Consider the following 25,084-nt stretch of genomic DNA (forward strand, 5'->3'; position numbering starts at 1 on the left):
CATTAGGCACGAGCGACCGGTCGGCGCTCGGGGTTTGACGAATCGGGTCCTGACAGGCGAAAGTGCTCAGGCGACTTCCACGTGACCGCACTCACACCCGGGCGCCCCACCCGGCACCCGGTCGTGCGGTGACGTGACCCCCCGGGAGGCCGGACCGGTCGGGGGCCGGTCCGGTCTCCCGACCCGAACCGCGCCGTCCGGGATGGTTCCGCGGCGGCCCACGGCGGCTCACACGCCGGGCCTCACACGACGGCCCCACACGACGGCCCCACACGACGGCCCCACACGACGGCTCAGAATCGATCTCGAGCGGACGTCACAGCCGGGCTGCCGCGATCGGCGGGTACCGTCTCGGCCGTGCCGTTCCACCACACGGATGTCCTGCCCTTGGGTCCCGACGAGACCGAGTACCGCCGGCTCGACCTCCCGCCGGGCCGCGTGATCGAGGCCGCCGGGCGCACGTTCCTGGAGATCGATCCCGCGACGATCACCGCGCTGATGCGCGAGGCCGTCGAAGACATCCAGCACCTGCTGCGACCGTCGCACCTCGCTCAGCTGCGCGCGATCATCGACGACCCCGAGGCCTCCCCGAACGACCGCTTCGTGGCCACCGATCTGCTGCGCAACGCGTGCGTCGCCGCGGGTGGGGTGCTGCCCATGTGCCAGGACACCGGCACGGCGATCGTCATCGGCAAGCGCACCGAGACCGTGCTCACCGGCGGTGACGACGAGGAGGCCATCTCCCGCGGCATCTACGAGGCCTACGACGAGCTGCACCTGCGCTACTCGCAGATGGCGCCGCTGACGTTCTGGGAGGAGCGCAACACCGGCACCAACCTGCCCGCCCAGATCGAGCTGTACGCCGCGCCCGGCACCACGCCGAAGTACGAGTTCCTGGTGATGGCCAAGGGCGGCGGCTCAGCCAACAAGACCTTCCTCTACCAGGAGACGAAGGCGCTGCTGAACCCGGAGCGGCTCGGCGCGTTCCTGGAGGAGAAGCTGCGCTCGCTCGGCACCGCGGCGTGCCCGCCGTACCACCTCGCCGTCGTCGTCGGCGGGATGTCGGCCGAGTACACGCTCAAGGTCGCCAAGCTCGCCTCGGCCCGCTACCTCGACACCCTCCCGGAGAAGGGCTCCGAGCTCGGGCACGCCTTCCGTGACCACGACCTCGAGCAGCAGATCCTCGAGATGACCCGCCAGTTCGGGATCGGCGCCCAGTTCGGCGGCAAGTACTTCTGCCACGATGTGCGCGTCATCCGACTGCCCCGGCACGGCGCCTCCCTGCCCGTCGGCGTCGCCGTCTCCTGCTCGGCGGACCGCCAGGCCAAGGCGAAGATCACCCCGGACGGCGTGTTCCTGGAGCGGCTGGAGACCGATCCGGCGCAGTACTTGCCGGACGTCACCGAGGCCGACGTCAGCGAGGAGGTCGTACGCATCGACCTCAACCGGCCGATGGACGAGATCCGCGAGCAGCTGTCGAAACTGCCGGTGAAGACCCGCGTGTCGCTGACCGGCCCGCTGGTCGTCGCCCGCGACATCGCGCACGCCAAGATCGCCGAGCGGCTCGACGCCGGCGAGCCGATGCCGCAGTACCTGCGCGACCACCCGGTCTACTACGCGGGCCCGGCGAAGACCCCCGACGGTTACGCGTCCGGCTCGTTCGGCCCCACCACCGCTGGGCGCATGGACTCCTACGTGGAGAAGTTCCAGGCAGCGGGCGGCTCGCTGGTGATGCTCGCCAAGGGCAACCGCTCGAAGCTGGTCACCACCTCCTGCGCCACCTACGGCGGGTTCTACCTCGGGTCCATCGGCGGCCCCGCGGCCCGGCTCGCCCAGGACTGCATCCGCAAGGTCGAGGTCCTCGAGTACCCCGAGCTGGGCATGGAGGCGGTCTGGAAGATCGAGGTGGAGGACTTCCCGGCGTTCATCGTGGTCGACGACAAGGGCAACGACTTCTTCGCCGACGTGAGCCAGCCGACCCTGCAGGTCACCTTCCGGCGCTGACATCGGCGCGAGCCCACTGATCGCGTCGAGATCGACGGTGCCGCGCCCGCAACAGCGCATCCGTCGATCTCGGCGCGGTCTCGTGCGTCAGCCTCGTTCGTCAGCGCCCTCGGTTCGGCGCCCACGGTTCGGCGCCCTCGGTTCGGCGCCCTCGGTTCGGCGCCCTCGGTTCGGCGCCCTCGGTTCAACACCCTCGGTTCAACACCCTCGGTTCAACACCCTCGGTTCAACACCCTCGGTTCAACGCAGCCGGCGCGGACCGGTGTCGTCGCGCTGCGGCGGCGGACCGACCTCGACCCGCGCGCCGGCCACGGAGACCCCGTCGGGGGTCGCCAGCACCGGATCGAGCGCGAGCGTGCGCACCTGCGGCAGGTCCTCGGCGATGCGGCCCACCCGCAGCACCAGGTCCTCCAGCGCGGCCATGTCGACCGGCTCCGTCCCGCGGTACCCGGCGAGCAGCGGCGCCGCCCGCGGTGCCCGCACCAGCGCGGCCGCGTCCTGGTCGGTCAGCGGCACCACCCGGAACGCGCGGTCACCGAGCAGCTCCGTCGCCATCCCGGACAGGCCGAACGACAGCAGTGAGCCGAACGAGGGGTCCTCCACGATCTCGATCACGCAGGACTCGCCGCGCGGCAGCATCCGCTGCACGTACACGTCCGTGCCGCCGGTCACCCGGGCGACGTCGGCGTAAGCGGCCCGCACCGCGTCGGCACCGGCGACGTCCAGTCGGACCCCGGCGAGGTCGCTGCGGTGGCGCCAACGGTCACTCGTCGCCTTCACCACGACCGGATAGCCCATCTCCTCGGCGATCGCCACCGCCTGGTCGGCGTCTCCGGCCCGGCCGAACGGCGCGATCCCGATCCCGAAGCAGCGCAGCAGCGCGACCGCCTCGTCGTCGGTGAGCGCCCGCCGCTCGGTGATCCCCCAGTCGTCGATCAGCTGCCGGGCCGCCTCGGCGTCGACGCCCTCGGGCACCACGTACTCGCCGAACGGCTGCGCCCGCCAACGCGCGTAGCGGGTGATCCGGGCCAGCGCGGCTGCCGCCCGCTCCGGACTGGGGAAGCTGGGCACCGAACCCCGCTTCGGGGTGCGGGCCGGACCGAGCCCGGTGGCGGGATCGGCCGGGGCGTCCGGCGCGGCCTCGTCCACGACCGCGAGCTCGTCGGGCACCCCCTCGGCCGCCAGGAACACCGCCACCACCGGGCGATCGGAGCCGGCCACCGCCTCCCGCAGCGCCCGCGCGTAGGCTGCGCCGGGCATCGCCACCGGCGGCACGAACACCGCCACCAGCGAGTCCGCCCGGTCCGGGCCCTCCTTGGCGAGCGCCGTCCGCACCGCCTCGGCGAACTGCTCCGGCGTCGCCGAGGCCCCCACGTCGACGGGGCTGCCGGCCAGCTCCATCTTCTCGTCGAGCAGCGCGTCGGCCACCAGCAGGCACAGCGCGCTCGAGTTGCCCACGACCGCCACCCGCGGACCTGCCGGCAGCGGCTGGTAGGCGAGCACGAGCGCGGTGTCGAACAGCTGCGGCAGCGTCTCCACCCGGATCACGCCGGCCTGTTCGAACAGCGCCCGCACGCTGGCCTCGTCGAGCTGGGCGCCTCGCTGCGCGAGCGCGGGCGGCGGGCCGGTGTGCCGGCCGCTCTTCACCGCGACGATCGGCTTCGTGCGGGCCAGCCGCCGCGCCAGCCGCGAGAACTTGCGCGGGTTGCCGAACGTCTCCAGGTACAGCAGCACCACCTCGGTGTTCGGGTCGGTCTGCCAGTACTGGAGCAGGTCGTTGCCGGACAGATCGGCACGGTTACCGGCCGACACGAAGGTCGACAGCCCCAGCCCGCGCTGCTTGGCGCTGGCCAGGATCGCGATGCCGAGCGCACCGGACTGCGAGAAGAACCCGACGTGCCCGGGCCCGGGCAGCTCCGGGGCGAGGGTGGCGTTGAGCCGCACCTGCGGATCGGTGTTGGCGACGCCGAGCGCGTTCGGCCCGATCACCCGCATCCCGTGTGCGCGGGCCTCGGCCACCAGCTTGCGCTCGGCCTCCACCCCGACCTCGCCGGACTCGGAGAACCCGGAGCTCACGACGACGAGCGCGCGCACGCCCTTCTCCAGGCAGGAGTCCATGACCTCGTCGATGTTCGCCGCGGGCACGGCCACCACGGCGAGCGACACCGGGTCGGGGATCTCGGTGACCGACTTGTACGCCCGGACACCCCGCACCGAGCGCGCCTCCGGGTTCACCGGGTAGACGGGACCGGTGAAGTTGGCGCGCAGCAGGTTGGCCAGCACCGCGTGACCGATCTTGCGCGGATCGGTGGAGGCCCCGATGACCGCGACCGACTCCGGGTGCAGCACGTTGTGCACGCTGCGCGCCTCGGCCCGCTGCTCGCGCGCGTCGCGCACCGCCAGCGACCGCTCGGTCGGGTCGATGTCGAACTCCAGGTGCAGCACCCCGCCCTCGAACTGCCGGCTGACCTGGTAGCCGGCCTGGCGGAACACCCGCACCATCGCCCGGTTCTCCGCGAGCACCTCCGCCTCGAAGCGGCGCAGGCCGTTCTCCCGGGCGGCGGCGGCGAGGTGCTCCAGCAGGATGGAGCCCAGTCCGCGGTTCTGGTGGGCGTCGGTGACGACGAACGCGACCTCCGCCGAGACCGGCGGGCCCTCCGCGCCGTCGGGCCGCGGCAGCCCCTCGTACCGGCCGACCGCGATGATCTCGTCGCCGAGCAGGCAGATCAGCCCCACCCGGGTGCGGTGGTCGACGTGCGTGAACCGCTCGAGGTCGCGTGGGGGGATCCGCGGGTACGGGCCGAAGTAGCGCAGGTAGCGCGTGTGTTCGGACAAGCCCGCGTGGAACCGCACGAGCGCGTCGGCGTCCGACGGCAGGATCGGGCGCAGGTGCACGATCCCGCCGTCGGACGCGACCACGTCAGCCTCCCAGTGCCGCGGGTACGGTGCCTCCGTTGCGTGCGCCGGGTCGGTGGCGGTCACGGTCAGTCCCGTGGGTCGTCCGGGTCGAGTCCGTGCATCGGGAAGACGGCGCGGCGGGCGTCGATGATCCCGGTGTCGACCCGCTCGCCGCCCTCGGTCCACGGCTGGAAGCTGGTGTCCGCGCCGTCGGTCATCGTGGTCGGCAACTCCTGACGGGTGAGCGTGGTGGTGTGGGCGATCCAGCCCGGCGGGATCGACGTGTTCCCCGGCAGGTCGCGGTCCAGCACGGTCGCCAGCAGGTGCGTCCACGACCGCGGTACCACCCGGAACAGGCCGTACCCGCCGCCGCCGGTGGCCAGCCACTTCCCCCCGGCGGTCTCCTCGGCCAGCTCGCGCAGGCACCGGTAGATCTCCCGGTGCCCGTCCACGGACAAGCTGAGGTTGGCCAGCGGGTCCTCCGCGTGGGTGTCGACCCCGCACTGGGTGACGAGGATCTGCGGCCGGAACGCGGTGAGCAGCGACGGGACCACCGCGTGGAAGGCCCGTAGCCAGCCGCTGTCGGTGGTGTCGGGCGGCAGCGGCACGTTGACCGCGTACCCGGCACCGGCGCCCTTGCCGTACTCCCCCGGCCACCCGGTGCCCGGCCACAGCGTGAGCGGGTGCTGGTGCAGCGAGATCGTGAGCACCCGCGGGTCGTCGTAGAACGCGGCCTGCACCCCGTCGCCGTGGTGCACGTCGACGTCGACGTACGCGATCCGCTCGAAGCCGTGGTCGAGCAGCCACGAGATCGCGATCGCGCAGTCGTTGTAGACGCAGAACCCGGAGGCGCGGTCGGCCATCGCGTGGTGCAGCCCACCGGCGATCGACACGGCCCGGTCGGCCCGGCCCTCCGCGATCTCCCGCGCCGCCAGCAACGACCCGCCGCAGACGAGCGCACTCGCCTCGTGCATGTGCATGAAGATCGGGTTGTCCTCGGTGCCGAGTCCGTGCCCGATCCCGAACGGCACCTCCGGAGCCGACTTCACCGCCGACAGGTACGCCGAGGTGTGGATGCGCTCGACCTCGCTGTCCGGGGCCTGCTCCGGCACCAGCAGCTCAACGCCCTCCAGTACCCCCAGCTCGGTGGCCAGCCGCATCGTCAGATCCAGCCGGACCGGATCGAGCGGGTGGTCACCGCCGAGGTCGTAGCTCAGGAAGTCCGGCGTCCAGACGACGGAGGCACGCCTGCTCATGACCGACACCTCATGGCCGACCCCTCACGGCAGACTCCTCATGACCGACACCGTAGGCCGTCACCGCGCCCTGCGCTCACTCCCCGGCCTGATCCGGCGCGTTTCCCGAGAGCGCGCCGTCCCCTCGGGCAGCTGTCCCTCGGCCGGGGCGGGGCTGTCGGCCGGGGCGTACGGTCCGGTGGCGACCGGCCGGCTGGGGTCGGCCACCCAGTTGGACCACGAGCCCGGGTAGAGCGGCAGCGGACGGTCGGCGGGGCGCAGCCCGGCCACCTCGGCGGCCAGCACCAGCGCGGCGGCGGTGATCCCGGACCCGCAGTAGGCGGCCACCGGCTTCCGCCCGGCATCGCCGGCCGGGCCGTCGGCCAGGTCGGCGGCGACGTCGACCCCGGCGAACCGGTCGGCCAGCTGCTCCGGGGGCAACCACCGGCCGTCCTCGCCGACGAACTCCAGCACGGGCACGTTGTGGGCGCCCGGGATGTGCCCGGCCACCGGGTCGAACGGCTCGGTCTCTCCGCGGTAGCGCGCGGCGGCGCGGGCGTCGACCAGCACGCCCTCGCGGCCGATGCGGCCGGCCTCGTCGGCGTCGACGGTGGGCATCGATCCCGGTACGACCACGAGGTCGCCGGGCTCCGGGGCGGGCACCTCGGTGGAGACGGGGTAGCCGGCCGCGCACCAGGCGGCCCAACCGCCGTCGAGCACCGCGACCCGGTCGGCGGGCATCCCCACCCAGCGCAGCAGCCACCAGGCGCGGACGGCGGACAGGCCGTTGCCGTGGTCGTAGGCGACGACCCGCGAACCGGCCGAGATGCCCGCCGCGCGCAGGACCCCCTGCAGCCGCTGCGGATCGGGCAGCGGGTGGCGGCCCGCGGGGCCGGGCGGGTCGGCGAGATCGGCGTCGAGATCGACGAACACGGCGCCCGGGATGTGCCCCTCGCGGTACTCGGGCAGCGTGGACGGGCCGCCGAGCCGGTGCCGGACGTCGAGCACGACCAGCGCGGGGTCGCGTTCCGCATCGGTCCCGACACCAAGCGCAGCAGCCAGTTCGGCGACGTCGACGAGTGGAGTGGATCGATCGTGCATCGGTGCATCTTCCCCGGTATCGCGTGGGTTCGCGACGCACTCACTGGGTAGCATGGGGGCTTGACGAAAGGGCCCTGCGCGTGAACGAGCTCATCGACACCACAGAGATGTACCTCCGCACCATCTACGAGCTGGAGGAGGAGGGCGTCGTCCCGCTGCGCGCACGGATCGCGGAGCGCCTCGGGCAGAGCGGTCCGACCGTGAGCCAGACCGTCGCTCGCATGGAGCGCGACGGGCTCGTGGTGGTGGCGGGCGACCGGCACCTCGAGCTCACGGAGGCGGGCCGGGCCCGGGCGGTCGCGGTGATGCGCAAGCACCGCCTCGCGGAGCGCCTGCTGATCGACGTGATCGGGCTCGAGTGGGAGCTCGTGCACGCCGAGGCGTGCCGGTGGGAGCACGTCATGAGCGAGGCAGTCGAGCGCAAGCTCGTCGCTCTGCTCGACAACCCCACCACGTCGCCGTACGGCAACCCGATCCCGGGGCTGGAGCAGCTGAAGACCCCGCCGAGCGAGCCGGCGCGCACCCTGAACGCGCCGCCCGAGCTGGAGATGGGCCTGCAGCGCCTCGACGAGTACGCGCGCCGCGGCGGCGGCCGGGTGGAGGTGCGCCGCATCGCCGAGCACGTGCAGAACGACGCCGACCTGATGGGCGAGCTGAAGTCCGCGGGCATCGTGCCGGGGCAGGACGTGCAGGTCTCCCCGATCTCCCGGTTCGGTGACCCGGTGCCGGTGCAGGGCGAGGGCACCCCGCCCGGCGAGGTGGCCCCGCTGATCGCGCACGCCGTGCTGGTGCGCGCCCGGTAGCTCGTCGCCGACCACCTCATCCGGCCCGCCCGACCCGTTCGGCGCGGGCCGTTGTGCGTCCACACCCGTCCGCAGGGGCGAGCGCGCCATCGTCAGCACCATCCCTGGGCGGTCTCGAGCAGGACGTCCCGCAGGTCGTCCGGGCGCGGCCCGGACGCGGCGACCGCGCGCAGCCGAGCGCTGAGCACGTGCCCGGGCCAGGCGTCCTGGGCCCGATCGAGCGCCACGTTCGCGAGGGCACCGTCGCCGCGCAGCAGCGCCGAGATCGCGAGCAGGCTGGCCGGGGCGGCGGCCTCCGGATCGGGTGACTCCCGGGTCAGCGTGGCCCACAGCTGCTCGGCGGCCAGGCGTTCCTGCGGGCTGCCGTCGCGGGCCAGCTTCGCGGTCACGACGATCGCGGTGTGCAGCACGCCCGGCGAGCCGAGCGCTACGGCCAGCGCGACGATGCGCTGGTCGTCGAGCGGCCACCGGTTCTCGGCGGCGTCGTGGAGGCTGAGCATCAGCAGGCCGCGCAGATCCTCGGGATCGACCGCGCCGTCGGCGGCGACGACGACGTCGTCGATCAGGTCGGCGACGAGCCGCTCGCGGCGCTCGACGGCAGCGGGATCGGTAGGGGTGACGAGCACCTGCAGCGCCTCCCGGCTCGGCCGCACGACGACGCCGTCGTACGCCGCACCCGCCGCGAACGCGGTGACCGCGGCGGCGGGCACGGTGTCGCGGCAGCGGCACTCGGTGTAGCAGCCCCAGCGGGCGCCCGGCCCGGTGCCCGCGGCCCACACGGCGGTGTGCAGCGGGATCCCGGCCTCCGCCAGCCGCTCGGAGACCTCCGCGGCGAGTCCGGTCATCGGCGGCTCCGGTGGCGATCCCTCGCCGGTCGTCCCGTCCCGCGGCCCGGCCGGGGTGTGTGCGCCTTCGGTGACGACGACGAGCAGGGCAGCGTCCGGCCGGGTCCGCGCCACCGCGGCGACGCCGTGCTCGGCGAACCGCGCCGCCGCTCCCGCATCGTCCGGGCGGGGCAGGTCGCAGCGCAGTAGGAGATCGACGAACGCGCCGCGCAGCGCCACCAGCACCAACGACTCGCGGGGATGGAACCCCAGCATGCTCGGCAGCGCGGCGACCAGCTCGCCGGGACTGCGCACCGGCTGCCTGATCCGGCCCGGCGGGGCACCGGCCCGTGGCCGGGTCGGGGAGGCGTGCTCGCCCGCACTCGTGACGGTGTTCTTCGCGGTGTTCCTGTGCTCGGCGTACGGGTGCTCGGTGTTCCTGTGCTCGGTGTTCCTGTGCTCGGTGTTCCTGTGCTCGGTGTTCCTGTGCTCGGTGGCCATGACCGCAGCGTGGCGGGCCGGGCGGCCGCGTGCCGGGGTGCGTCCGAACGGCTGTGGACAACCGGGACCGGCCCCGGCTCCCGGAGCCCGATGTGGATGGATCGCCCGCGTCGCGGACCGGGTCGCCGAACTCGTCAGTGGGAACCACTACCCTGTCGCGACTTGCCCGCCGCCGGGCGGACGGTAAGGCTGTTCCCGGCACCGTCCGGTGCGCGGAAGGCGACGTGAGGGCGAGGCTATGGCGTCTGACGTGGACACTGCAGAACCGGTGTACGACTACGACCTGCTGGTGATCGGGTCGGGCCCGGGCGGTCACAAGGCCGCGATCGCGGCGGCGAAGCTCGGCAAGAAGGTGGCGGTCGCCGAGAAGCGCAACATGATGGGCGGCGTCTGCGTCAACACCGGCACGATCCCGTCGAAGACGCTGCGCGAGGCCGTGCTGTACCTGACCGGGTTCAGCCAGCGCGACATGTACGGCCCGAGCTACCGGGTCAAGTCCCAGATCACGATCGCGGACCTGCTGGCCCGCTGCGCGCACGTGGTGGGCCGCGAGATCGAGGTGGTGCGCAACCAGCTGCTGCGCAACCGCGTCGACATCCTCACCGGCACGGCCCGGTTCGTCGACGAGCACACGGTGGAGGTCGTCGGCGAGGCACGCGGCGAGCGCCACGTCGTCTCGGCCGCGAACATCGTCATCGCGACCGGCACACGCCCGGCACGGCCGCCGCAGGTGCAGTTCGACGAGGAGTACGTGCTCGACTCCGACGGGGTGCTCGCGCTCGACCGCATCCCCACCACGATGGTCGTGGTCGGCGCCGGTGTCATCGGCATCGAGTACGCCTCGATGTTCGCCGCGCTCGGCACGCGGGTGACCGTGGTGGAGAAGCGCCCGCAGATGCTGTCCTTCTGCGATCCCGAGGTCGTGGAGTCGCTGAAGTTCCACCTGCGCGACCAGGGGGTGACCTTCCGGTTCGGCGAGGAGGTCGAGCGGGTGGAGGTCACGAAGAAGGGCACGGTGACGTCGCTGGTCAGCGGCAAGCGGATCGCCGCGGACATGGTGATGTACTCGGCCGGCCGGCAGGGCGTGACCGACGAGCTGAGGCTGGAGAACACCGGGCTGGAGGCCGACGAGCGCGGCCGCCTCGCGGTGGACAAGACCTACCGCACCACCGTGCCGCACATCTTCGCCGTCGGGGACGTGATCGGGTTCCCGGCGCTCGCCGCGACCAGCATGGACCAGGGCCGCATCGCGGCCTGCCACGCCTTCGACGAACCCGTGCGCGACTTGCAGGAGCTGCAGCCGATCGGCATCTACACGGTGCCGGAGATCTCCTACTGCGGGCGGACCGAGGCAGAGCTGACCGCGGCGTCCGTGCCGTACGAGGTCGGCATGGCCCGCTACCGCGAACTGGCCCGCGGCGCGATCTGCGGAGACTCCTACGGGATGCTGAAGCTGCTGGTCTCCACCGAGGATCGGCGGCTGCTGGGCGTGCACGTGTTCGGCACCAACGCCACCGATCTCGTCCACATCGGGCAGGCGATCATGGGCTGCGGCGGCACCGTCGACTACCTGGTCGACACCGTGCTCAACTACCCCACCCTGTCGGAGGCCTACAAGGTCGCGGCGCTGGACGTGACGAACAAGCTGCGCGCGCTGGAGACCTACTCCGTGGAGTAGGTCAGTACTTCACGCCCTGGGCGTTGAGCCACGGGCGCGGGTCGACGTAGCGCCCGTTCTGCATGACGCCGATGTGCAGGTGCGGGCCGGTGGACTGGCCGCGGTTGCCGACCTCGGCGATGACGTCGCCCGCGTTGACCTTCTGACCGACCTTCACCAGGGACCGGTTGATGTGGCCGTAGACGGTGATGGTGCCGTCGGCGTGCTGCAGGCGCACCCACAGGCCGAAGCCGCTGGCCGGGCCCGAGCTGATCACGGTGCCGGCGGCGGGTGCGCGGATGGGGGTGCCGATCGGGGCGGCGATGTCGAGCCCCTGGTGGGTGGTCCCCCACCGGGCGCCGAAGCCCGAGGTGATCCGGCCGACGATCATCTGGACCGCGCCGCCGGAGCTCGCACCCGCGGCGGCCTTGGTCTGCGCGGCCTTCTTCTCCGCGACCGCCTTCTCCGCAGCGGCCTTCTCCTCGGCTGCCTTCTTCGCGGCCTCGTTGAGCCCGGCTGCCTTGATCAGGGCAGCAGCGTCGGCGATCTGCGGCTGGTCGGCGACGGTCGCGAGCGCGGACTCGGCGGCCTGCGCCACCGCGTCCACACCGGTGGTGGCGACAGTGGCGGGAGCGACCTGCTGCGGCGTGTCAGCAGCGGTGTTCGTCGTGGCCGCGGCGGTCGCGGCGAACGCCGTGCCGATGCTGGTGCCGATGGTGGTGCCGATGCCGTCGAGCGCGCCGGAGGACGAGAGCGCCTGGTGACCCGCGGCCGCCAGCGCACCACCGACGACCACCCCGGCGACGATGCGCAGGGGCGTCGACTGGGTGAGGTCGGCCAGCGTGCTGCCGGCCGGGCTCGCCGCGTGCGAGTGCGGGCGGGCTGCGCCACCTGCCCCCGCTGCCGCCAGTGCGGCGGTCAGCGGGGGCGGGAGGTGAGCGCGGCCCGAGGGGGAGCGGTGCCGTGCCACTACCTTTCCTTCCGGATCGGGCTTGGCCCGGACGTCCCGTCGGGGGTCGGGCGGACCGCTCGGGGATGCGGTCCGTTGTCCGGTCTGTCACCAAGCCGTTATCGATCCGGGGGAAACGTTAGCGAGCCTGCGGCGTTCATGAAGGTTCAGGGGTGAAGAGCTAGCTCGCCGGGCCGGGGCGCGCGACGAGCGGCCATTGCGGCGTGTCGGCCGCGACACGCCGGGTGACGGGACCGCCGTTCACCGCAGCGAACCGGCGAGTCCCCCGTCCACAGGCCGATGTCCCGCGATGTACGGCCCCTCCGGACCGGGACCTACAACGATCGGGTGACCGGCCGGACCGGACGCGGGACGTTCGGCTCAGCGAGCGGGCCTTCCGCCCGGTGTCCCCCCTCGGTGGGAGGGGCGGACGCCGAGCTCGGCAAGTCGATCGTGGTAGCGCGCCACGCCGGCGAGCTTCACGTCCTCGTACCCGCGGACGAGGTCGGCGGCCTCCGCCGCGGCCACGGCCGTCGCGTAGGTGTCCGGGGTCAGCTCGCGCGCCAGGCGCAGCACCATCTCCCGGTACTCATCGCGCAGCTGCCGCTCCAGCCGCCGCATCCGGGTGCGGCCGAACGGATCGAGCGGGGTGCCGCGCAGCACCTTGCCCTTGGCGAGCGCCTTCAGCACCGGCCGCATCCACGGGCCGAACGCGATCTTCTCCGTGCGCCCGGCGGCCCGCAGCACAGGCGGGTGCAGGCGGTAGCGCAGCTTCTTCCCCCCGGGCACCTCGACGGCGAGCTTCGCCTCGAACGCCGGATCGGTGAGCAGGCGCGCGACCTCGTACTCGTCCTTGTACGCGGTGAGCTTGTGCAGCCCGTGCGCGACGGCCTCGGAGAACGCGGTGCCCAGCCCGAGTCGCTGCTCGGCCCGCCACACGGTCAGCACGTCGGCGACGTAGCGGCGGGCGAGCCGCTCGTCCTGGTACTCGGCCAGGTACGCCGCGCGGATACCGGCCTTGCGGCGGGTCTCCCCCGCCAGCTCGCCCAGGTCGTCCCAGGTCCGCGACGGCGCGGCAGCCGGCCGGGCGGTCGCGGCGGCGAACGCCTGCGGGTCTGCCACAGCCACGCGGCCCCAGCGGAACGCGGCGGTGTTGGCGGCGACCGCGACCCCGTTCAGCTCGATCGCGAACTCGATCGCCTCGGCCGACAGCGGCAGCACCCCGGCCTGGTAGGCGGCCCCGACGACGAGGAAGTTCGCCGGCATCGCGTCGCCGAACAGCGCCTGCGCCGCGGCCTGTGCGTCGATCCGCACCACGCGGGCAGCCTGCTCGCCGATGCGCGCGACGAGCGCCTCCACGTCCGGGGCGGGAGCCCGCACGTCGGACACCATCGCGCCGGTCGGCACCGGGCTGGTGGACACGACGGCGGTGGTCGTGGCGGCGTCGGCACGGGCGAGGTTCTTGCCGTCGGCGCCCACGAGGACGTCGAAGGCCAGGTAGGCGGTGGCCGTGCCGACCCGGTTCGCCGGGCCGAGCCCGGCCTCGTCGGGGGCGATGCGCAGGTGGGAGGTCACCGGGCCGGCCTTCTGCGAGAGCCCGGTCTGGTCGAGCCCGTGCACGGCGCGCCCGTCGCGGATCGCGGCCGAGCCGAGCACCTGGTTCACTGTGACGATGCCGGTGCCGCCGATGCCGGCGAGGAACACCTCCCCGGATGCGGGCGGCTCGACGTCGGGCACGGCGGGCGGCTCCGGCCGCTCGGCGCGGCGTCGCGGGGCCTTCGCCGGCGCCTCCACCGTGACGAACGACGGGCAGTCGCCCTTGAGGCAGGAGTAGTCGGTGTTGCAGGAGGTCTGGTCGATGCGGGTCTTGCGGCCGAACTCGGTCTCGACCGGCTGCACGGACAGGCAGTTGCTCGCCGCGCCGCAGTCGCCGCAGCCCTCGCACACCGCTTCGTTGATCACGACGCGCATCGGGCGGACGGGCAGCGCACCGCGCTTGCGCAGCCGGCGGGACTCGGCGGCGCAGCGCTGGTCGTAGATCAGCACGGTGACGCCGGGGATGCCGGCGAGCAGCCGCTGCGCCTCGTCGAGCCGGTCGCGGTGCCACAGCTCCACCCCGCGCGGCAGCGGGTCGAGCGAGCGGAAGCGCTCGGGCTCGTCGGCCACCACCAGCACCTTGGCCACGCCCTCGGCCAGCAGCTTCGCCGCCAGCTGGGGCACCTCCAGCGCGCCGGAGGCGCTCTGCCCGCCGGTCATCGCGACGGCCCGGTTGTACAGCAGCTTGTAGGTGATCGAGACCCCGGCGGCCACGCAGGCCTGGATCGCCAGCTGTCCGGAGTGGGCGAACGTGCCGTCGCCCATGTTCTGGAACATGTGCGTGGCGGTGGTGTAGGGCGCCTGCCCGATCCACTGCGCGCCCTCGCCGCCCATCTGCGTGATCGAGCTGACCGCGCTGGACTCGCGGGTGACGCTGAACGCCACCATCGCGTGGCAGCCGATGCCGCCGCCGGCGACCGCGCCCTCGGGCAGCGTCGTGGAGCGGTTGTGCGGACAGCCCGAGCAGAAGTACGGGGTGCGCTGCACCGGCAGCAGCGGCAGCGCGGCCGGGCGGCGCCGCTCGGGGGCCAGCTCGATGCCGGGCACCCCGGACAGGACCCGGCGCAGCGGCCCGGCGAGCCGGTCGGCGGTCAGCTCCCCCGCCTCCGGCACCAGCGGGCGGCCCTCGGCGTCCTTCGAGCCCTCCACCAGCGGCGCGTCCGGCATCCCGTAGAGGACGTCGCGCACCGCGCCCTCCACGAACGACGACTTCTCCTCCACGACGAGCACCCGCTGCAGGCCGCGGGCGAACTCGCGCACCAGGTCGCGCTGGATCGGGTGGATCATGCCCAGGCGCAGCAGCCGGATCCCGGCGCGGCGCAGATCGGCGTCGGAGAGCCCGAGATCGGCCAGCGCCTGGCGGACGTCGGCGAACGTCTTGCCGCCCGCGACGATGCCGAGCCGCGCGTCCGGGGGGTCCACCTCGACCGTGTTGACCGGGTTCGCCGACAGGAACGCGTGGACCATCGCCCAGCGCGGCCCGTACAGCTGCTCCTCAGCGACCAGTGAGTGCGGCGGAGCGAGGATCGGGTACTGCCGGTAGACGAACGGGGCGCCCTTCCACTCCAGCTGCGGCACGACGGGCGCCACGTCGGCCACGTCCTTGCCGACGGCGAACACCCCGTCGGCGACGTCGGCGACGATCTTCATGCCGACCCACATGCCGGACGCGCGGGAGAGCGCGACCCCGTAGCGACCCAGCCGCACGACGTCCGCGGCGTCGGCGGGGTAGAGCACGGGCAGCCCGTAGCCGGCGAGCGTGCGCTCGCTGATGCACGGGATCGTGGAGGACTTGCAGGCCGGGTCGTCCCCGGCGAGCACGAGCACGCCGCCCTTCGGGTGGGCGCCGCACATGTTGCCGTGCCGCATCGGGTCGCCGGCCCGGTCGACGCCGGGCCCTTTGCCGTACCAGACGCCGACCACGCCGTCGACCGTGCGCCCGTGGCCGGGCACCTCCATCTGGCTGCCCCACACCGCGGTCGCGGCCAGCTCCTCGTTGACGGCGGGCACCAGGGTGAGCCCCGCGTTCTCCTGCAGCTCGGTGGCGCGTGCGAGGGTCATGTCGAGGCCGCCGAGCGGGCTGCCCTGGTAGCCGGACACGAACGTGGCCGTCGAGAGCCCGGCGGCCAGGTCGGCGGCGTGCTGCTCGACCAGCAGGCGCGCGATCGCCTGCACCCCGGTCAGCAGGACCGGGCCCCCTCCGCTGCGGTAGCGGTCGGCGAGATCGATCTCGACCGGTCCGGGACCCAACTCCTGCGCCGTCATGGCCTCACTCCTGGGAACGCTCCAGTGCCGCGGAGACCGTCGCCGCGGCCCGCCGCACGCTCTGTACGACCGCGACCTTACGGGCGCCCAGCACCCGCGACGTCGAGCCGACCACGGAGATGGCCGCCACCGCAACCGTCCGTTCCGCCCGTCGGACGACGATCGGCGCGGCGACCGACGAGATGCCGAGGGTGTGCTCCTCCCGTGAGGCCGCGTAGCCGTCCTTGCGGACCTGCGCGAGCACCTGCTTGTACCGGTTCGGGTCGACGATCGTGAACGGGGTGCGGCGGGTGAAGCCGCGCTCCAGGATCATCCGGGCCATCGGCGGGTTGTGGGCGGCGATCGCCTTGCCCGCGCTGGAGGAGTGGCCGGGCCCGCGCCGGTACAGCTCGGTGTGGAACATCGTGCCGACCCCGCTGCCCTCCAGCCGGTCGATGTAGAGCACGTCCGCCCCGACCGGCACCGCGAGCTGCGCCGTCTCGCGCAGCAGCTCCCGCAGCTCGCCCAGCACCGGCAGCGCCAGCTCGCGCAGCATCAGCCGGTCGACGGCGAGCTGGCCGATCTCGAACAGGCGCAGCCCCAGCCGGTAACGGCCGGACGTCGTGCGCTCCAGCATGCCGGCGGTGGCCAGGGCCGCGAGCATGCGGCAGGCGGTGCTCTTCGCGACCCCCAGCTCCTGCGCCACGCGGGTGGCGCCCAGCTCGGCCTCCCGTTCGAAGCAGCCGAGCACGGCCATCGCGATCGAGACCGACCGCAGCGGCCCCTCGTCCCGCTCGGGTGCGGGGACCAGCGGCGGGGCGTCGGGGCTGAGGACCGCCGGATCCGGGACTGCAGCTTCGAAGTCGAGATCCGTCAGCGTCATCGGCTCAGGCCTCCCAGGCGGGGAACTCGTCCGGTGGCGGGACGTTGACCTCGGTGACCCGGTTCCGGTAGGAGACCAACGCTGTCTGCCCGCCCTCGCGCAGCTTGACCCGGATCTCCTCGGTGTTCAACGGTTCGCCGGGGTCGTAGCCGTGCGCCCAGGTCGCGAACGCCCGCATCGGACCCGAATGGGTGGCGGCGAGGATGCGCGTGTCCTCGGGGTACTCCGCGATCAGCCGGTGGAACCCGCGCCAGAACCGGCGCACGCACATCGCCGGCGGCTCGAAGTACATCAGCGGGATCGTCAGCCACATCTGGATCGGGTCCGCCCCGCCCAGCTGGACGCGGTAGAAGCGGTCGATCTCGACGAGCCAGCGCGGCCGCTCCCCCACCGCCATCCGCTCCAGCTTCTCCATCGTCGACTGGTACTGGCGGAAGGCGGAGGTGACGTCGCGCAGCCCGTCCGGGGTCCAGACGCCGAAGTTGCGCAGCTCCGGGATCGGTTCGGGCTCGGAGACGACGACCTCCTTGCCCCACAGCGCCAGGCCGTCCTTGGCCCCGTTGTAGAGCTGCTCGGCGGTTTGGCGGGCCCGGTTGGTGTCGGCGTGCACGAGCCGGATCCGCTCGCCGTCGTTCCAGCGCCGGGACAGCTCGTGCCCGCGCTGGTGGGCCTGCCAGCTGCCCATCGGGGTCAGCCCGGCGTCGGTGGAGTAGCCCTGGGTGACCCCGTGGCGGATGATCGAGATCTCGCAGACGAACTTCTCCGCCGACCGCCGCTCCAGCGGGGCCGAGATCTCCTTGCCGCGGGTGGCAGCGGCCAGCGCGGGCGTGAACCGCGCTCCCTCGTGCTCGACGAACGTGGTCGGGGGCGCGGTGGTCGTGGTCGCGACGCCGTTGTTCCCGTTCGTGCGCTCGCGGAACCGCCGCAGGTACAGCGGCGTGCCGTCGTCGCCGGCCGGGGCGGCCGGGCCGCGGGCCGTGGTCGCGCTGCGCCGCTCCCGGTACTTCGCCAGGTAGTTCGGCGCCTCGTAGCGGTCGAGGTTCCTCGTCATGAGTGCACCGTGAAGAAGCGCTCGTTGACCTGGCCGTGGTAGTAGAAGATCGCCCGGCCCATCTCCTCCTCGGTCCAGGTGATCGGCTCGAAGTCCGGGTCCACCCAGTAGCCGCCGGTGAACAGCTCGTTGCGGTTGCCGACCGGGTCGAAGAAGTACGTCGTGTAGCCGCGGGTCACCCCGTGCCGCGTGGGCGCCACGTCGATCTCCACACCGTGGTAGGCGAGCGTGTCGGCGGCCTCGCGGATGCCGTTCCAGTCGTCCATCCAGAACGCGAAGTGGTGCAGCCCGCCGTTCGGCCCGGTGATCACCGCGACGTCGTGCGGGGTGTGGCTGCGTTCGAGGAACGTGGCGAGCTGGTGGCCGTCGTTGGCGAGGATCTGCTCGGTGAGCCGGAACTCCAGGACGTCCATGAAGAAGCGGGTGAACGCTTCGACGTCCTCGGCCATGACGAACACGTGGTCCAGCCGGGGCGGGGCGATCCCGACCAGGTCCTGCGGCCGCGGCGGCGGGTTCGTCATCGGCAGCATGTTGCCGACCCGCTCCATCCCGTGCACCAGCTCGACGAGGTGGCCCGACGGCGCCTCGAACCGGATCGCCTCGCCCCAGCCGGGGCCCAGCTCGCGGGCGGCGTAGCGCTTCACCGGAACGCTCACCGCCTGCAGCTTGTCGGTGAAGTAGTCCAGGTCGTCCCGCTCGGCGACCTTGAACGACATGTGGTCCAGCCCGTAGGTGGGGGCCTGGCGCAGGACCACCGAGTGGTGCTCCTGCTCGTCCCAGCACTTGAGGAAGACCTGCTCGGCTCCCCCGCTGGAGCTGCGGGCCGTTTCGACCAGCCCCAGTACCTCGGTGTAGTAGGCGGCGGCGAGCTCCAGGTCCGGGACCCGGACCTCGACGTGCTGCAGGCGAAGGATCCGGTCGCTCATGTGTGCATCCTCAGGAAGCGCTGGCTGACGACGTTCTCGTAGTAGAAGAGCCCCTTCCCGAACTCCTGCTCGGTCCAGGTGATGATCTCCTTGTCGGGGTCGACCCAGTAGCCGCCGGTGAACACCTCGTTGCGGATGCCGAGCGGGTCGAAGAAGTAGATGGTGTTGCCGCGCGTGACCCCGTGCCGCGTCGGCCCCTGGTCGATCTGCACACCGTTGAAGGCGAGGATGTCGGCCGCCTTGCGGATGTGGTCCCAGTCGTCGAGCCAGTACGCCCAGTGGTGCAGCGCGCCGTTCGGCCCGTTGACGACGGCGAGATCGTGCGGGGAGTTGGTGCGCCCGGCGAGCCAGACGCCCAGCTGGTGGCCGTTGCCGTCGAGCACCTGCTCGGTGAGCCGCAGCCCGAGCACCTCGGTGAAGAACTTGCAGGCCTCGGCCACCTCCTCGGCGTTGACCAGCAGGTGGTCCACGCGCGGTGGGGCGATGCCCGGCAGGTCCGGCGGCGGGGCCGGGGCGGGGTTGCGCTTGCCGAGCAGGTTGCCGGTCTTCTCGATCTCCCAGACCAGCTCCATGATCTGCCCGGACGGCACCTCGAAGCGGATCGACTCCCCCTGCCCGACCGCCTCCCCGCGCGAGACCCGGCTGACCTGGGCGCCGTAGGCCTCCAGGCGCTTCTCGAAGTCGTGCAGGTCGTCCTCGGACTCCACGCGGAACGTGAACGAGTCGAGCCCGGCACGCGGGTGGTAGCGCAGCCGCAGGGAGTGGTGGTCCTCCTCGTCCCAGCACTTGAACCAGGCCGCGTCCGAGCCCTCCACGGTGCCGCGCTGCACCAGCTGCAGGCCCATGACCTGCGTGTAGTACGCCGTGGCGAGATCGAGATCGGGAGTGCGGACGTCGACGTGTGCGAGCCGGAGTATGCCCATCGGTGACTCCTTCGTGGGGCCTCCTGCGCTTGACCGCCGAACGGTAACGCTCCTAACGTTCCAGATGAAAGACAGTGCGTTCCGCAAATCGGAACGAAGATCGGAGTCGCGATGCCCGGACCCGAGGAGATGCGCGCGGCCGTCGCCGAGTACGTGACGGCGCTGCACCGGGCCTACCTCGCCCAGGCCGACACGTTCCCGCCCGCGGTGCGCGGCCGGATGCCGCTGCTGGGCCCGGGCGGCCCGATCACCGTCGCCGCGGCGGGGGCGCGCAACCTGCACCTGATCGCCACTCGCGAGCCGCTCGGGCCGCTGCGCGGGCAGGAGATCGAGCTGACCGGCGAGCTGCCCGGTCTGACCTGGGCGCTGCGGTTCTACGACCCGGTCGTCACGCCGGCGCTGGGCACCATCGACGAGTCCGCCGGGCCCGCCAACGCCGAGGTGCGCCAGGCGCTGGGGATCTCCACGAGCATCTACCACGTGGTGGCCCAGCCCGGGTCCGGACTCACCCCGCACCACGCTGCGCACGTCGGGTCGAGCCTCGCGTCCGGGGACTCCGCCGCGGCGCGGGACTTCGAGACGATCCGCAGCCGGGTGCGGGGCCGGGAACGGCTCGTCGACGAGCTCATCGGGGCGACGACGGCCGGGCTGCCGCACGCGTCCGCGCTGCTGGCGAAGGCGATCGCACCGCACAACCGGGCCGTCGACGCGGCAGCGGGTGCGCCCGAACCGGACCCGGTCGAGATCCGCAAAGCGCTGCTGGAGGCCGTCGGCGGACGGACGGGGTGGACACCGGGAGGACCGGCGTGACGGCCGGGGGGCCGGGGAACGGCAGGAGAGCCGCACCGCTGATCGCCGCACCGCTGATCGCCGCACCGCTGATCGCCACAGCGTTGATAGCGCCCGGCGCCTCCGTCGCCGAGCGCGGCTCGCGCGCCGCCACGTCGACGACGGCTCCCCCGGTGATGCTCGGCCGGCCGCGGTGGGGCGCCCCAGAGCACCGGGCCCGGGTGCCGCGGAGGTGGACCACATCCTCCCTGCCGCCCTGTCGGGCCCTGCCGAGCCCCCGGAACCGGAGCTGGCGATGAGCGACGCGACGCTGTCCACCGTCGGCAACGCCGCACGGCTGCTCAAGGCGTTCCTCGAGACCGGCGGCGAGGCCGGGGTCTCGGAACTGGCGCGCCGGCTGGGCCTGGGCAAGTCCACCGTGCACCGGCTGCTCACCACGCTCGTCGCCGAAGGCCTGCTCGAGCAGGACCCGCACACCGGCGGCTACCGGCTCGGCCTGGTGGTCTTCGAGCTCGGCCACGCCGTGCCCGCCCACCGGCAGCTGCACGCCGCCGCCGGCCCGGTGCTGGCGCACCTGCGCGAGCAGACCGGCGAGTCGTCGCAGGTCGGGATCCTCGACCCGAGCACGCAGGTGCCGGAGGTCGTCTACGTCGACCGCCTGGAGAGCGCGTACTCGCTGCGGCTGTTCACCGAGACCGGCCGCCGGGTGCCCGCGCACGCCACCAGCTCCGGGAAGGTGCTGCTCGCGCACCTGCCCGAGCCGGAGCGGGAGAAGGCGCTCACCGCAGCACCGCTCCCCCGCTACACCACCCACACGATCGTCGATCCCGACGCGCTGCGCGCCCAGCTCGATCTCGTGCGCGAACGCGGCTGGGCCGACGCGGTCAACGAGCGCGAGATCGGCGTCGGCAGCATCGCGGCCCCGATCCGCGACGCCTCCGGCGAGGTCGTGGCAGCGGTGAGCATCGGCGCGCCGATCGCCCGCTTCCGCGCCGCGCCGCGCGCCACGCTCGCCGCGGCGCTGGTGGAGGCGGGCGAAGCGGTGAGCAGGCGGCTCGGCTGGAACCCCGAGGCGATCCCGTGAACCCCCGTGTTCCGCTCATCGAAACGCCGGCGATGACCTGCGCACCGTCGAGCGCCAGGATCGCACCGTGACCGTCATCGATGCGCCGGCCATGGCGCGCGCCCTCTACGACGCCCGCCGCACGCGCGTGCCGATCGCCCCGTTCACCGACGCGGACCCCACGCTCGGGATGGCCGAGGGCTACGCCGTGCAGCAGGAACTGATCAAGCTCCTGCTCGCCGACGGCGACGAGATCATCGGCCGCAAGGTGGGCCTGACCAGCAAGCCCATGCAGAAGCTGATCGGGGTCGACTCCCCCGACCACGGGCCCGTCCTGGCCTCCACCGTCTACAACGACGGCGACGAGATCCCGCTGTCGCGGTTCATCGCGCCCAAGGTCGAGGCCGAGATCGTGTTCGTGATGAAGGACCGGCTGCAGGGGCCCGGCGTGACCGTCACCCAGGCGCACGCCGCGATCGCCGGGGCCGTCGCCGGCATGGAGATCGTCGACTCGCGCATCGCCGACTGGCGGATCAAGCTCGCCGACACCGTCGCCGACCTCGCCTCGAACGGGGCGCTGGCGATGTCGAGCCGGATCGTGCCCCTGGAGGGGCTGGACACGCGGCTGATCGGCATGACGCTGACCCGCAACGGCGAGCTGATCGACACCGGCGCCGGCGCGGCCGCGCTGGGCGACCCGATCGCGGTCGTCGCGTGGCTGGCCAACGTCCTCGGCGAGAACGGCGTGGCGCTCGAGCCCGGCCACGTCGTCATGACCGGGGCACTGCACGCCGCCGTGCCGATGAACCCGGGTGACGTCTTCCGCGCCGAGTTCGACCGGCTCGGCCCGATCACGATCCGAGTGGGGGCCTGATGGACGTCCACGACCTCGCCGCGCGGCTGCAGAAAGCGGTCGCGGAGCGCGCCGCCATCGAGCAGCTGTCCACCGACGTGCCGGAGCTGGACCTGGCCACCGCCTACGCCGTGCAGCGGGTGCTGCGCGACCAGGCGGGTCCGCTCGCCGGGTGGAAGCTGGGGGTGACCAGCCGCGCCAAGCAGGCCCAGGTGGGGGTGTCGAGCCCGGTGTTCGGCTTCCTCCCCGCCACGGCCGCGCTGGACCTGGGCGAGCCGCTGGACACCTCGACGTGCATCCAGCCGCGCTGCGAGCCCGAGATCGTGTTCGTGATGGGTCGCGATCTCGCCGGCGCCCACGTCACCGCGACCGACGTGCTCGCCGCGACCGCAGGCGTCGCCGTCGGCATCGAGGTGCTCGACTCCCGCTACCGCGACTACAGGTTCACGATGGCCGACGTCGTCGCCGACAACACCTCGGCGGGCCGCTTCCTCGTCGGCACCCCGGTCCCGCCGACCGGCATCGACCTGCGGCTGGTGGGTGTGGTGCTGGAGAAGAACGGCGAGGTCGTCGCCACCGCGTCCGGGGCGGCGTCGCTCGGGCACCCCGCCTCCGCCGTGGCGTGGATGGTGCGCACCATGGCCGCCGACGGCGACGGCCTGCGCGCCGGCCAGGTGGTGTTCTCCGGCGGGCTCACCGCGGCCGTGCCCGTGGGACCGGGCGACGTCGTCGTCGCCTCGATCGACCGGCTCGGCACCGTCGAGCTGGGCTGCGTCTAGTCGGGATCTAGTTCGGGGTCTAGTTCGGGAGGCTCGCATGCCGTTGATCCAGGTCACGCTCGCGAAAGGACGCACGCCCGAGCAGCTGCGGGCGCTCGGACAGGCGCTCACGGACGCAGCAGAACAGGCGATCGGTGCCAAGCGGGAGACGATCCGCGTGGTGATCACCGAGTGCGAGCCCGAGCACTGGTTCGCCGGCGGCGAGACGCTGGCCGAGCTGCGCGCGGCCGGGAAACGCTGATGCTCGTCCCGCTCGATCCGCGCGAGGCACCGTCCTGGACGGTGCGCGCGCCGGACGGGCGCGAGTTCGCCGTCTTCCGGGTGGGCGACGGGTACCGCGTCACCGACGCGGAGTGCCCGCACAACAAAGGCCCGCTCGCACAGGGCTGGGTGCGAGACGGCGAGACGCTCGTGTGCCCGTGGCACTGGTACCGGTTCGATCTCGGCACCGGCGCCTGCGCGACCACCCGGCAGTACCGGCTGGGCGTCTACCCGGTGCTCGAACGGGACGGGACGTGGTGGGCCGACGTGGGCGAACCGCCCGAGCCGCTGTCGTGGGCGGAGCGGCTGCGCGCGCACGCCCGCCGGGCAGGTTCGTGAGCCCTGGTCCGGACCTGCAGGTTCGGACGACTCGCCCCGCGGATCCCGGTAACGTTGACGACGAGCCGGGTGGAGCGGGAGGGAGGCGCGTTGTTCCGTCGCAACGACCGACCCTCCCCCGCCCCGGACGAAGCCGCGTTCGCGGCCCGCAACGCCGCCACACAAGGCTTCCTCGCCCTCGACGACGAGCAGCGCGCGGCGGCCGAGGCGGTCCGCGTCGCCGACGAGATCGCCGGCGAGCCGCGGCTGCGCGCGCAGTGGGAACAGGTCTCCGCGCAGTGCGACCGGGCCACCGAGGCATACCTCGCGGCCACCCAGCAGTACCCGCTCGACGGCAGCGCGCCGGTCACCGGCTCGAAGGAGGCCGACGAGAAGGCGCTGCGCGAGATCCAGGCGGCCCGCCAGGCGATCACCCGGTTCCGCGCCCAGCACGCCCGGGAGATCGACGAGGCGGACATGCTGATCCGCAACCTCCCGCAGGCCATCCAGAAGGCGCGGGTGGCGCTCGTCGACGCCGACAAGGCGATCACGCAGGCAGAGCGGGCCGGGTACCCGTCGCGGCGGGCGACGGAGATGCTCGTCGAAGCCGTCCGGGCGGAGACCGGGATCGACTCCGCGGCCGGGCTGCGCGACCGGCACGCCGCGGCCCAGCGCACGATCGAGCTGGCCAGAGCCGCCGCGAAGCTGGCCGAGGAGGCGCCGAAGACGGCAGCGTCGGTGCAGTCAGCGCTGCGCAGCGTCCGCACCCGGCGGGAGGCCGCGCTGACGAAGATCGAGGGGATCGAGCCCGCGCTGTCCGCGCTGCGGCGGGAGTTCTCCGAGCCCTGCTCGCGCGATCTCGTCGACGCCGAGAAGGTCGCCCGCGCCGCAGTGGCCGAAGCGACGGCCGCGCTGGACGAGGCGGAGCGGTTCGCCGGGACCGGCGAGTGGGACGACGCGGCCGACGCGGTCGCGCGCGCCCGCGGCGAGCTGGGCCGTGCCGAGGAACGGGTCAAGGCCACTACGGACCGGCTGACGCACCTGCGCGAAGTGAAGGCCGATCCGTCGAAGGAGGCGGCGGACACCCGGTTCGTGCTGCGCGACGCCCAGCGGCTCGTCGTGGACCGGGGCCTGGTGGACCGGTTCGGCCCGATCCTCGACGCGCAGGCGGTGCGGCTGGAGAACGCGCAGGCCCGGCTCACCGGAGTGCACCCGGACTACTGGTTCTACCTGACCGAGCTGCGCGGCATCCGGGAGCGCGTGCGGGCCGTGGTGGACGAGGTGCGGGGGCTGCAGCGCCGCTGAGTGCTCCGGGTTCGGCCCCGGCCGACGGTGAACGAACGGCACTGTCGTCCACTCGGAGTGGACGACAGTGCCGTTCGTTCACCCATGCTCCCGCGGAGGAGGGCCGCACTCGCGGCAGAGA

General features: G+C 73.1%; 19 protein-coding genes and 1 pseudogene. 10 read left to right on the plus strand and 10 right to left on the minus strand.

The window, feature by feature from the left end:
* The first annotated feature begins 357 nt into the window (after nucleotides 1-357).
* Complete coding sequence (locus BUE41_RS07435; RefSeq protein WP_084754559.1) at nucleotides 358-2,004, plus strand: fumarate hydratase; 1,647 nt, start codon at nucleotides 358-360, stop codon at nucleotides 2,002-2,004.
* A 240-nt stretch (nucleotides 2,005-2,244) separates the two neighbouring features.
* Here BUE41_RS07435 and BUE41_RS07440 read toward each other — a convergent pair whose 3' ends face one another.
* Genes BUE41_RS07440 through BUE41_RS07450 form a run of 3 tightly spaced genes read right to left on the minus strand, consistent with a single transcriptional unit; the run spans nucleotide 2,245 to nucleotide 7,238 of the window.
* Nucleotides 2,245-4,986: a bifunctional acetate--CoA ligase family protein/GNAT family N-acetyltransferase gene (locus tag BUE41_RS07440; protein ID WP_073456158.1), complete on the minus strand. Its 2,742-nt coding sequence runs from the start codon at nucleotides 4,984-4,986 to the stop codon at nucleotides 2,245-2,247.
* Nucleotides 4,987-4,988: 2 nt separating this feature from the next.
* The gene (locus BUE41_RS07445) at nucleotides 4,989-6,158 is read right to left on the minus strand and encodes an acetoin utilization protein AcuC (protein WP_073456338.1); all 1,170 of its coding nucleotides are present in this window, start codon (nucleotides 6,156-6,158) and stop codon (nucleotides 4,989-4,991) included.
* A 60-nt stretch (nucleotides 6,159-6,218) separates the two neighbouring features.
* Nucleotides 6,219-7,238, minus strand: a complete 1,020-nt coding sequence (locus tag BUE41_RS07450) for a sulfurtransferase (protein WP_073456161.1) — start codon at nucleotides 7,236-7,238, stop codon at nucleotides 6,219-6,221.
* A gap of 80 nt (nucleotides 7,239-7,318) precedes the next feature.
* Between BUE41_RS07450 and BUE41_RS07455 the strand changes: the two genes are divergently transcribed.
* Nucleotides 7,319-8,041: an iron-dependent transcriptional repressor DtxR gene (locus tag BUE41_RS07455; protein WP_073456163.1), complete on the plus strand. Its 723-nt coding sequence runs from the start codon at nucleotides 7,319-7,321 to the stop codon at nucleotides 8,039-8,041.
* Between the two features lie 92 nt (nucleotides 8,042-8,133).
* On the opposite strand, the gene BUE41_RS07460 is transcribed toward BUE41_RS07455, so the two are convergent.
* Complete coding sequence (locus BUE41_RS07460) at nucleotides 8,134-9,366, minus strand: DUF4192 domain-containing protein (protein WP_073456165.1); 1,233 nt, start codon at nucleotides 9,364-9,366, stop codon at nucleotides 8,134-8,136.
* 250 nt (nucleotides 9,367-9,616) lie between these two features.
* Here BUE41_RS07460 and sthA point away from each other — a divergent pair, with 250 nt between their 5' ends.
* Nucleotides 9,617-11,044, plus strand: a complete 1,428-nt coding sequence (gene sthA, locus BUE41_RS07465) for a Si-specific NAD(P)(+) transhydrogenase (RefSeq protein WP_234997034.1) — start codon at nucleotides 9,617-9,619, stop codon at nucleotides 11,042-11,044.
* Between the two features lies 1 nt (nucleotide 11,045).
* Here sthA and BUE41_RS31755 read toward each other — a convergent pair whose 3' ends face one another.
* The 6 genes from BUE41_RS31755 to BUE41_RS07495 form a co-directional block, all read right to left on the minus strand.
* Nucleotides 11,046-11,993 (minus strand): M23 family metallopeptidase, encoded by a 948-nt coding sequence (locus tag BUE41_RS31755; RefSeq protein ID WP_084754561.1) that lies wholly within the window; start codon nucleotides 11,991-11,993, stop codon nucleotides 11,046-11,048.
* 360 nt (nucleotides 11,994-12,353) lie between these two features.
* Nucleotides 12,354-15,833: an indolepyruvate ferredoxin oxidoreductase family protein gene (locus BUE41_RS07475; RefSeq protein WP_073456168.1), complete on the minus strand. Its 3,480-nt coding sequence runs from the start codon at nucleotides 15,831-15,833 to the stop codon at nucleotides 12,354-12,356.
* A gap of 4 nt (nucleotides 15,834-15,837) precedes the next feature.
* Nucleotides 15,838-16,695, minus strand: coding sequence for an IclR family transcriptional regulator (locus BUE41_RS07480; RefSeq protein WP_073456170.1), 858 nt, complete (start codon nucleotides 16,693-16,695; stop codon nucleotides 15,838-15,840).
* A 4-nt stretch (nucleotides 16,696-16,699) separates the two neighbouring features.
* A complete protein-coding gene (locus BUE41_RS07485) occupies nucleotides 16,700-17,746 on the minus strand; it encodes a histidine phosphatase family protein (RefSeq protein WP_073456172.1) in 1,047 nt (348 codons plus the stop codon).
* On the minus strand, nucleotides 17,743-18,672 hold the full coding sequence (locus BUE41_RS07490) for a catechol 2,3-dioxygenase (RefSeq protein WP_073456173.1): 930 nt from the start codon (nucleotides 18,670-18,672) through the stop codon (nucleotides 17,743-17,745). The genes BUE41_RS07485 and BUE41_RS07490 overlap by 4 nt, the downstream gene beginning before the upstream one ends.
* Nucleotides 18,669-19,595 carry a catechol 2,3-dioxygenase gene (locus BUE41_RS07495; RefSeq protein WP_073456175.1) on the minus strand — a complete coding sequence of 309 codons (927 nt, stop codon included), beginning with the start codon at nucleotides 19,593-19,595 and terminating at the stop codon, nucleotides 18,669-18,671. Before BUE41_RS07495 ends, BUE41_RS07490 begins: the two co-directional genes overlap by 4 nt.
* A gap of 111 nt (nucleotides 19,596-19,706) precedes the next feature.
* Between BUE41_RS07495 and BUE41_RS07500 the strand changes: the two genes are divergently transcribed.
* The 7 genes and pseudogenes from BUE41_RS07500 (at nucleotide 19,707) to BUE41_RS07530 (ending at nucleotide 24,963) form a co-directional block, all read left to right on the plus strand.
* Nucleotides 19,707-20,405, plus strand: a complete 699-nt coding sequence (locus tag BUE41_RS07500) for a hypothetical protein (RefSeq protein ID WP_073456177.1) — start codon at nucleotides 19,707-19,709, stop codon at nucleotides 20,403-20,405.
* 274 nt (nucleotides 20,406-20,679) lie between these two features.
* Nucleotides 20,680-21,468 (plus strand): IclR family transcriptional regulator, encoded by a 789-nt coding sequence (locus tag BUE41_RS07505; protein ID WP_073456340.1) that lies wholly within the window; start codon nucleotides 20,680-20,682, stop codon nucleotides 21,466-21,468.
* A gap of 67 nt (nucleotides 21,469-21,535) precedes the next feature.
* Complete coding sequence (locus BUE41_RS07510; RefSeq protein WP_234997035.1) at nucleotides 21,536-22,321, plus strand: 2-keto-4-pentenoate hydratase; 786 nt, start codon at nucleotides 21,536-21,538, stop codon at nucleotides 22,319-22,321.
* A complete protein-coding gene (locus BUE41_RS07515) occupies nucleotides 22,321-23,079 on the plus strand; it encodes a 2-keto-4-pentenoate hydratase (protein WP_073456179.1) in 759 nt (252 codons plus the stop codon). Before BUE41_RS07510 ends, BUE41_RS07515 begins: the two co-directional genes overlap by 1 nt.
* Nucleotides 23,080-23,107: 28 nt before the next feature.
* Nucleotides 23,108-23,320 (plus strand): annotated as a pseudogene (locus tag BUE41_RS07520) (tautomerase family protein); the annotation flags it as partial.
* Nucleotides 23,320-23,679, plus strand: coding sequence for a Rieske (2Fe-2S) protein (locus BUE41_RS07525; protein WP_073456183.1), 360 nt, complete (start codon nucleotides 23,320-23,322; stop codon nucleotides 23,677-23,679). The pseudogene BUE41_RS07520 and the gene BUE41_RS07525, both read left to right, overlap by 1 nt.
* A 90-nt stretch (nucleotides 23,680-23,769) precedes the next feature.
* Nucleotides 23,770-24,963, plus strand: a complete 1,194-nt coding sequence (locus BUE41_RS07530; RefSeq protein ID WP_143172013.1) for a hypothetical protein — start codon at nucleotides 23,770-23,772, stop codon at nucleotides 24,961-24,963.
* Nucleotides 24,964-25,084: the final 121 nt, after the last annotated feature.

Origin of the sequence: Pseudonocardia thermophila (genome assembly GCF_900142365.1) — a bacterium.
Taxonomy (GTDB): Bacteria; Actinomycetota; Actinomycetes; order Mycobacteriales; family Pseudonocardiaceae; genus Pseudonocardia; species Pseudonocardia thermophila.

Excerpts from the sequence above, each read along its gene's own strand:
- BUE41_RS07515 (WP_073456179.1), top strand. The coding sequence starts at position 22,321 with ATGGACGTCCACGACCTCGCCGCGCGGCTGCAGAAAGCGGTCGCGGAG.
- BUE41_RS07450 (WP_073456161.1), bottom strand. The coding sequence starts at position 7,238 with ATGCACGATCGATCCACTCCACTCGTCGACGTCGCCGAACTGGCTGCT.
- BUE41_RS07525 (WP_073456183.1), top strand. The coding sequence starts at position 23,320 with ATGCTCGTCCCGCTCGATCCGCGCGAGGCACCGTCCTGGACGGTGCGC.
- BUE41_RS07460 (WP_073456165.1), bottom strand. The coding sequence starts at position 9,366 with ATGGCCACCGAGCACAGGAACACCGAGCACAGGAACACCGAGCACAGG.
- BUE41_RS07505 (WP_073456340.1), top strand. The coding sequence starts at position 20,680 with ATGAGCGACGCGACGCTGTCCACCGTCGGCAACGCCGCACGGCTGCTC.
- BUE41_RS07495 (WP_073456175.1), bottom strand. The coding sequence starts at position 19,595 with ATGGGCATACTCCGGCTCGCACACGTCGACGTCCGCACTCCCGATCTC.
- BUE41_RS07485 (WP_073456172.1), bottom strand. The coding sequence starts at position 17,746 with ATGACGAGGAACCTCGACCGCTACGAGGCGCCGAACTACCTGGCGAAG.
- BUE41_RS07480 (WP_073456170.1), bottom strand. The coding sequence starts at position 16,695 with ATGACGCTGACGGATCTCGACTTCGAAGCTGCAGTCCCGGATCCGGCG.
- BUE41_RS07500 (WP_073456177.1), top strand. The coding sequence starts at position 19,707 with ATGCCCGGACCCGAGGAGATGCGCGCGGCCGTCGCCGAGTACGTGACG.
- BUE41_RS07445 (WP_073456338.1), bottom strand. The coding sequence starts at position 6,158 with ATGAGCAGGCGTGCCTCCGTCGTCTGGACGCCGGACTTCCTGAGCTAC.
- BUE41_RS07475 (WP_073456168.1), bottom strand. The coding sequence starts at position 15,833 with ATGACGGCGCAGGAGTTGGGTCCCGGACCGGTCGAGATCGATCTCGCC.
- BUE41_RS07490 (WP_073456173.1), bottom strand. The coding sequence starts at position 18,672 with ATGAGCGACCGGATCCTTCGCCTGCAGCACGTCGAGGTCCGGGTCCCG.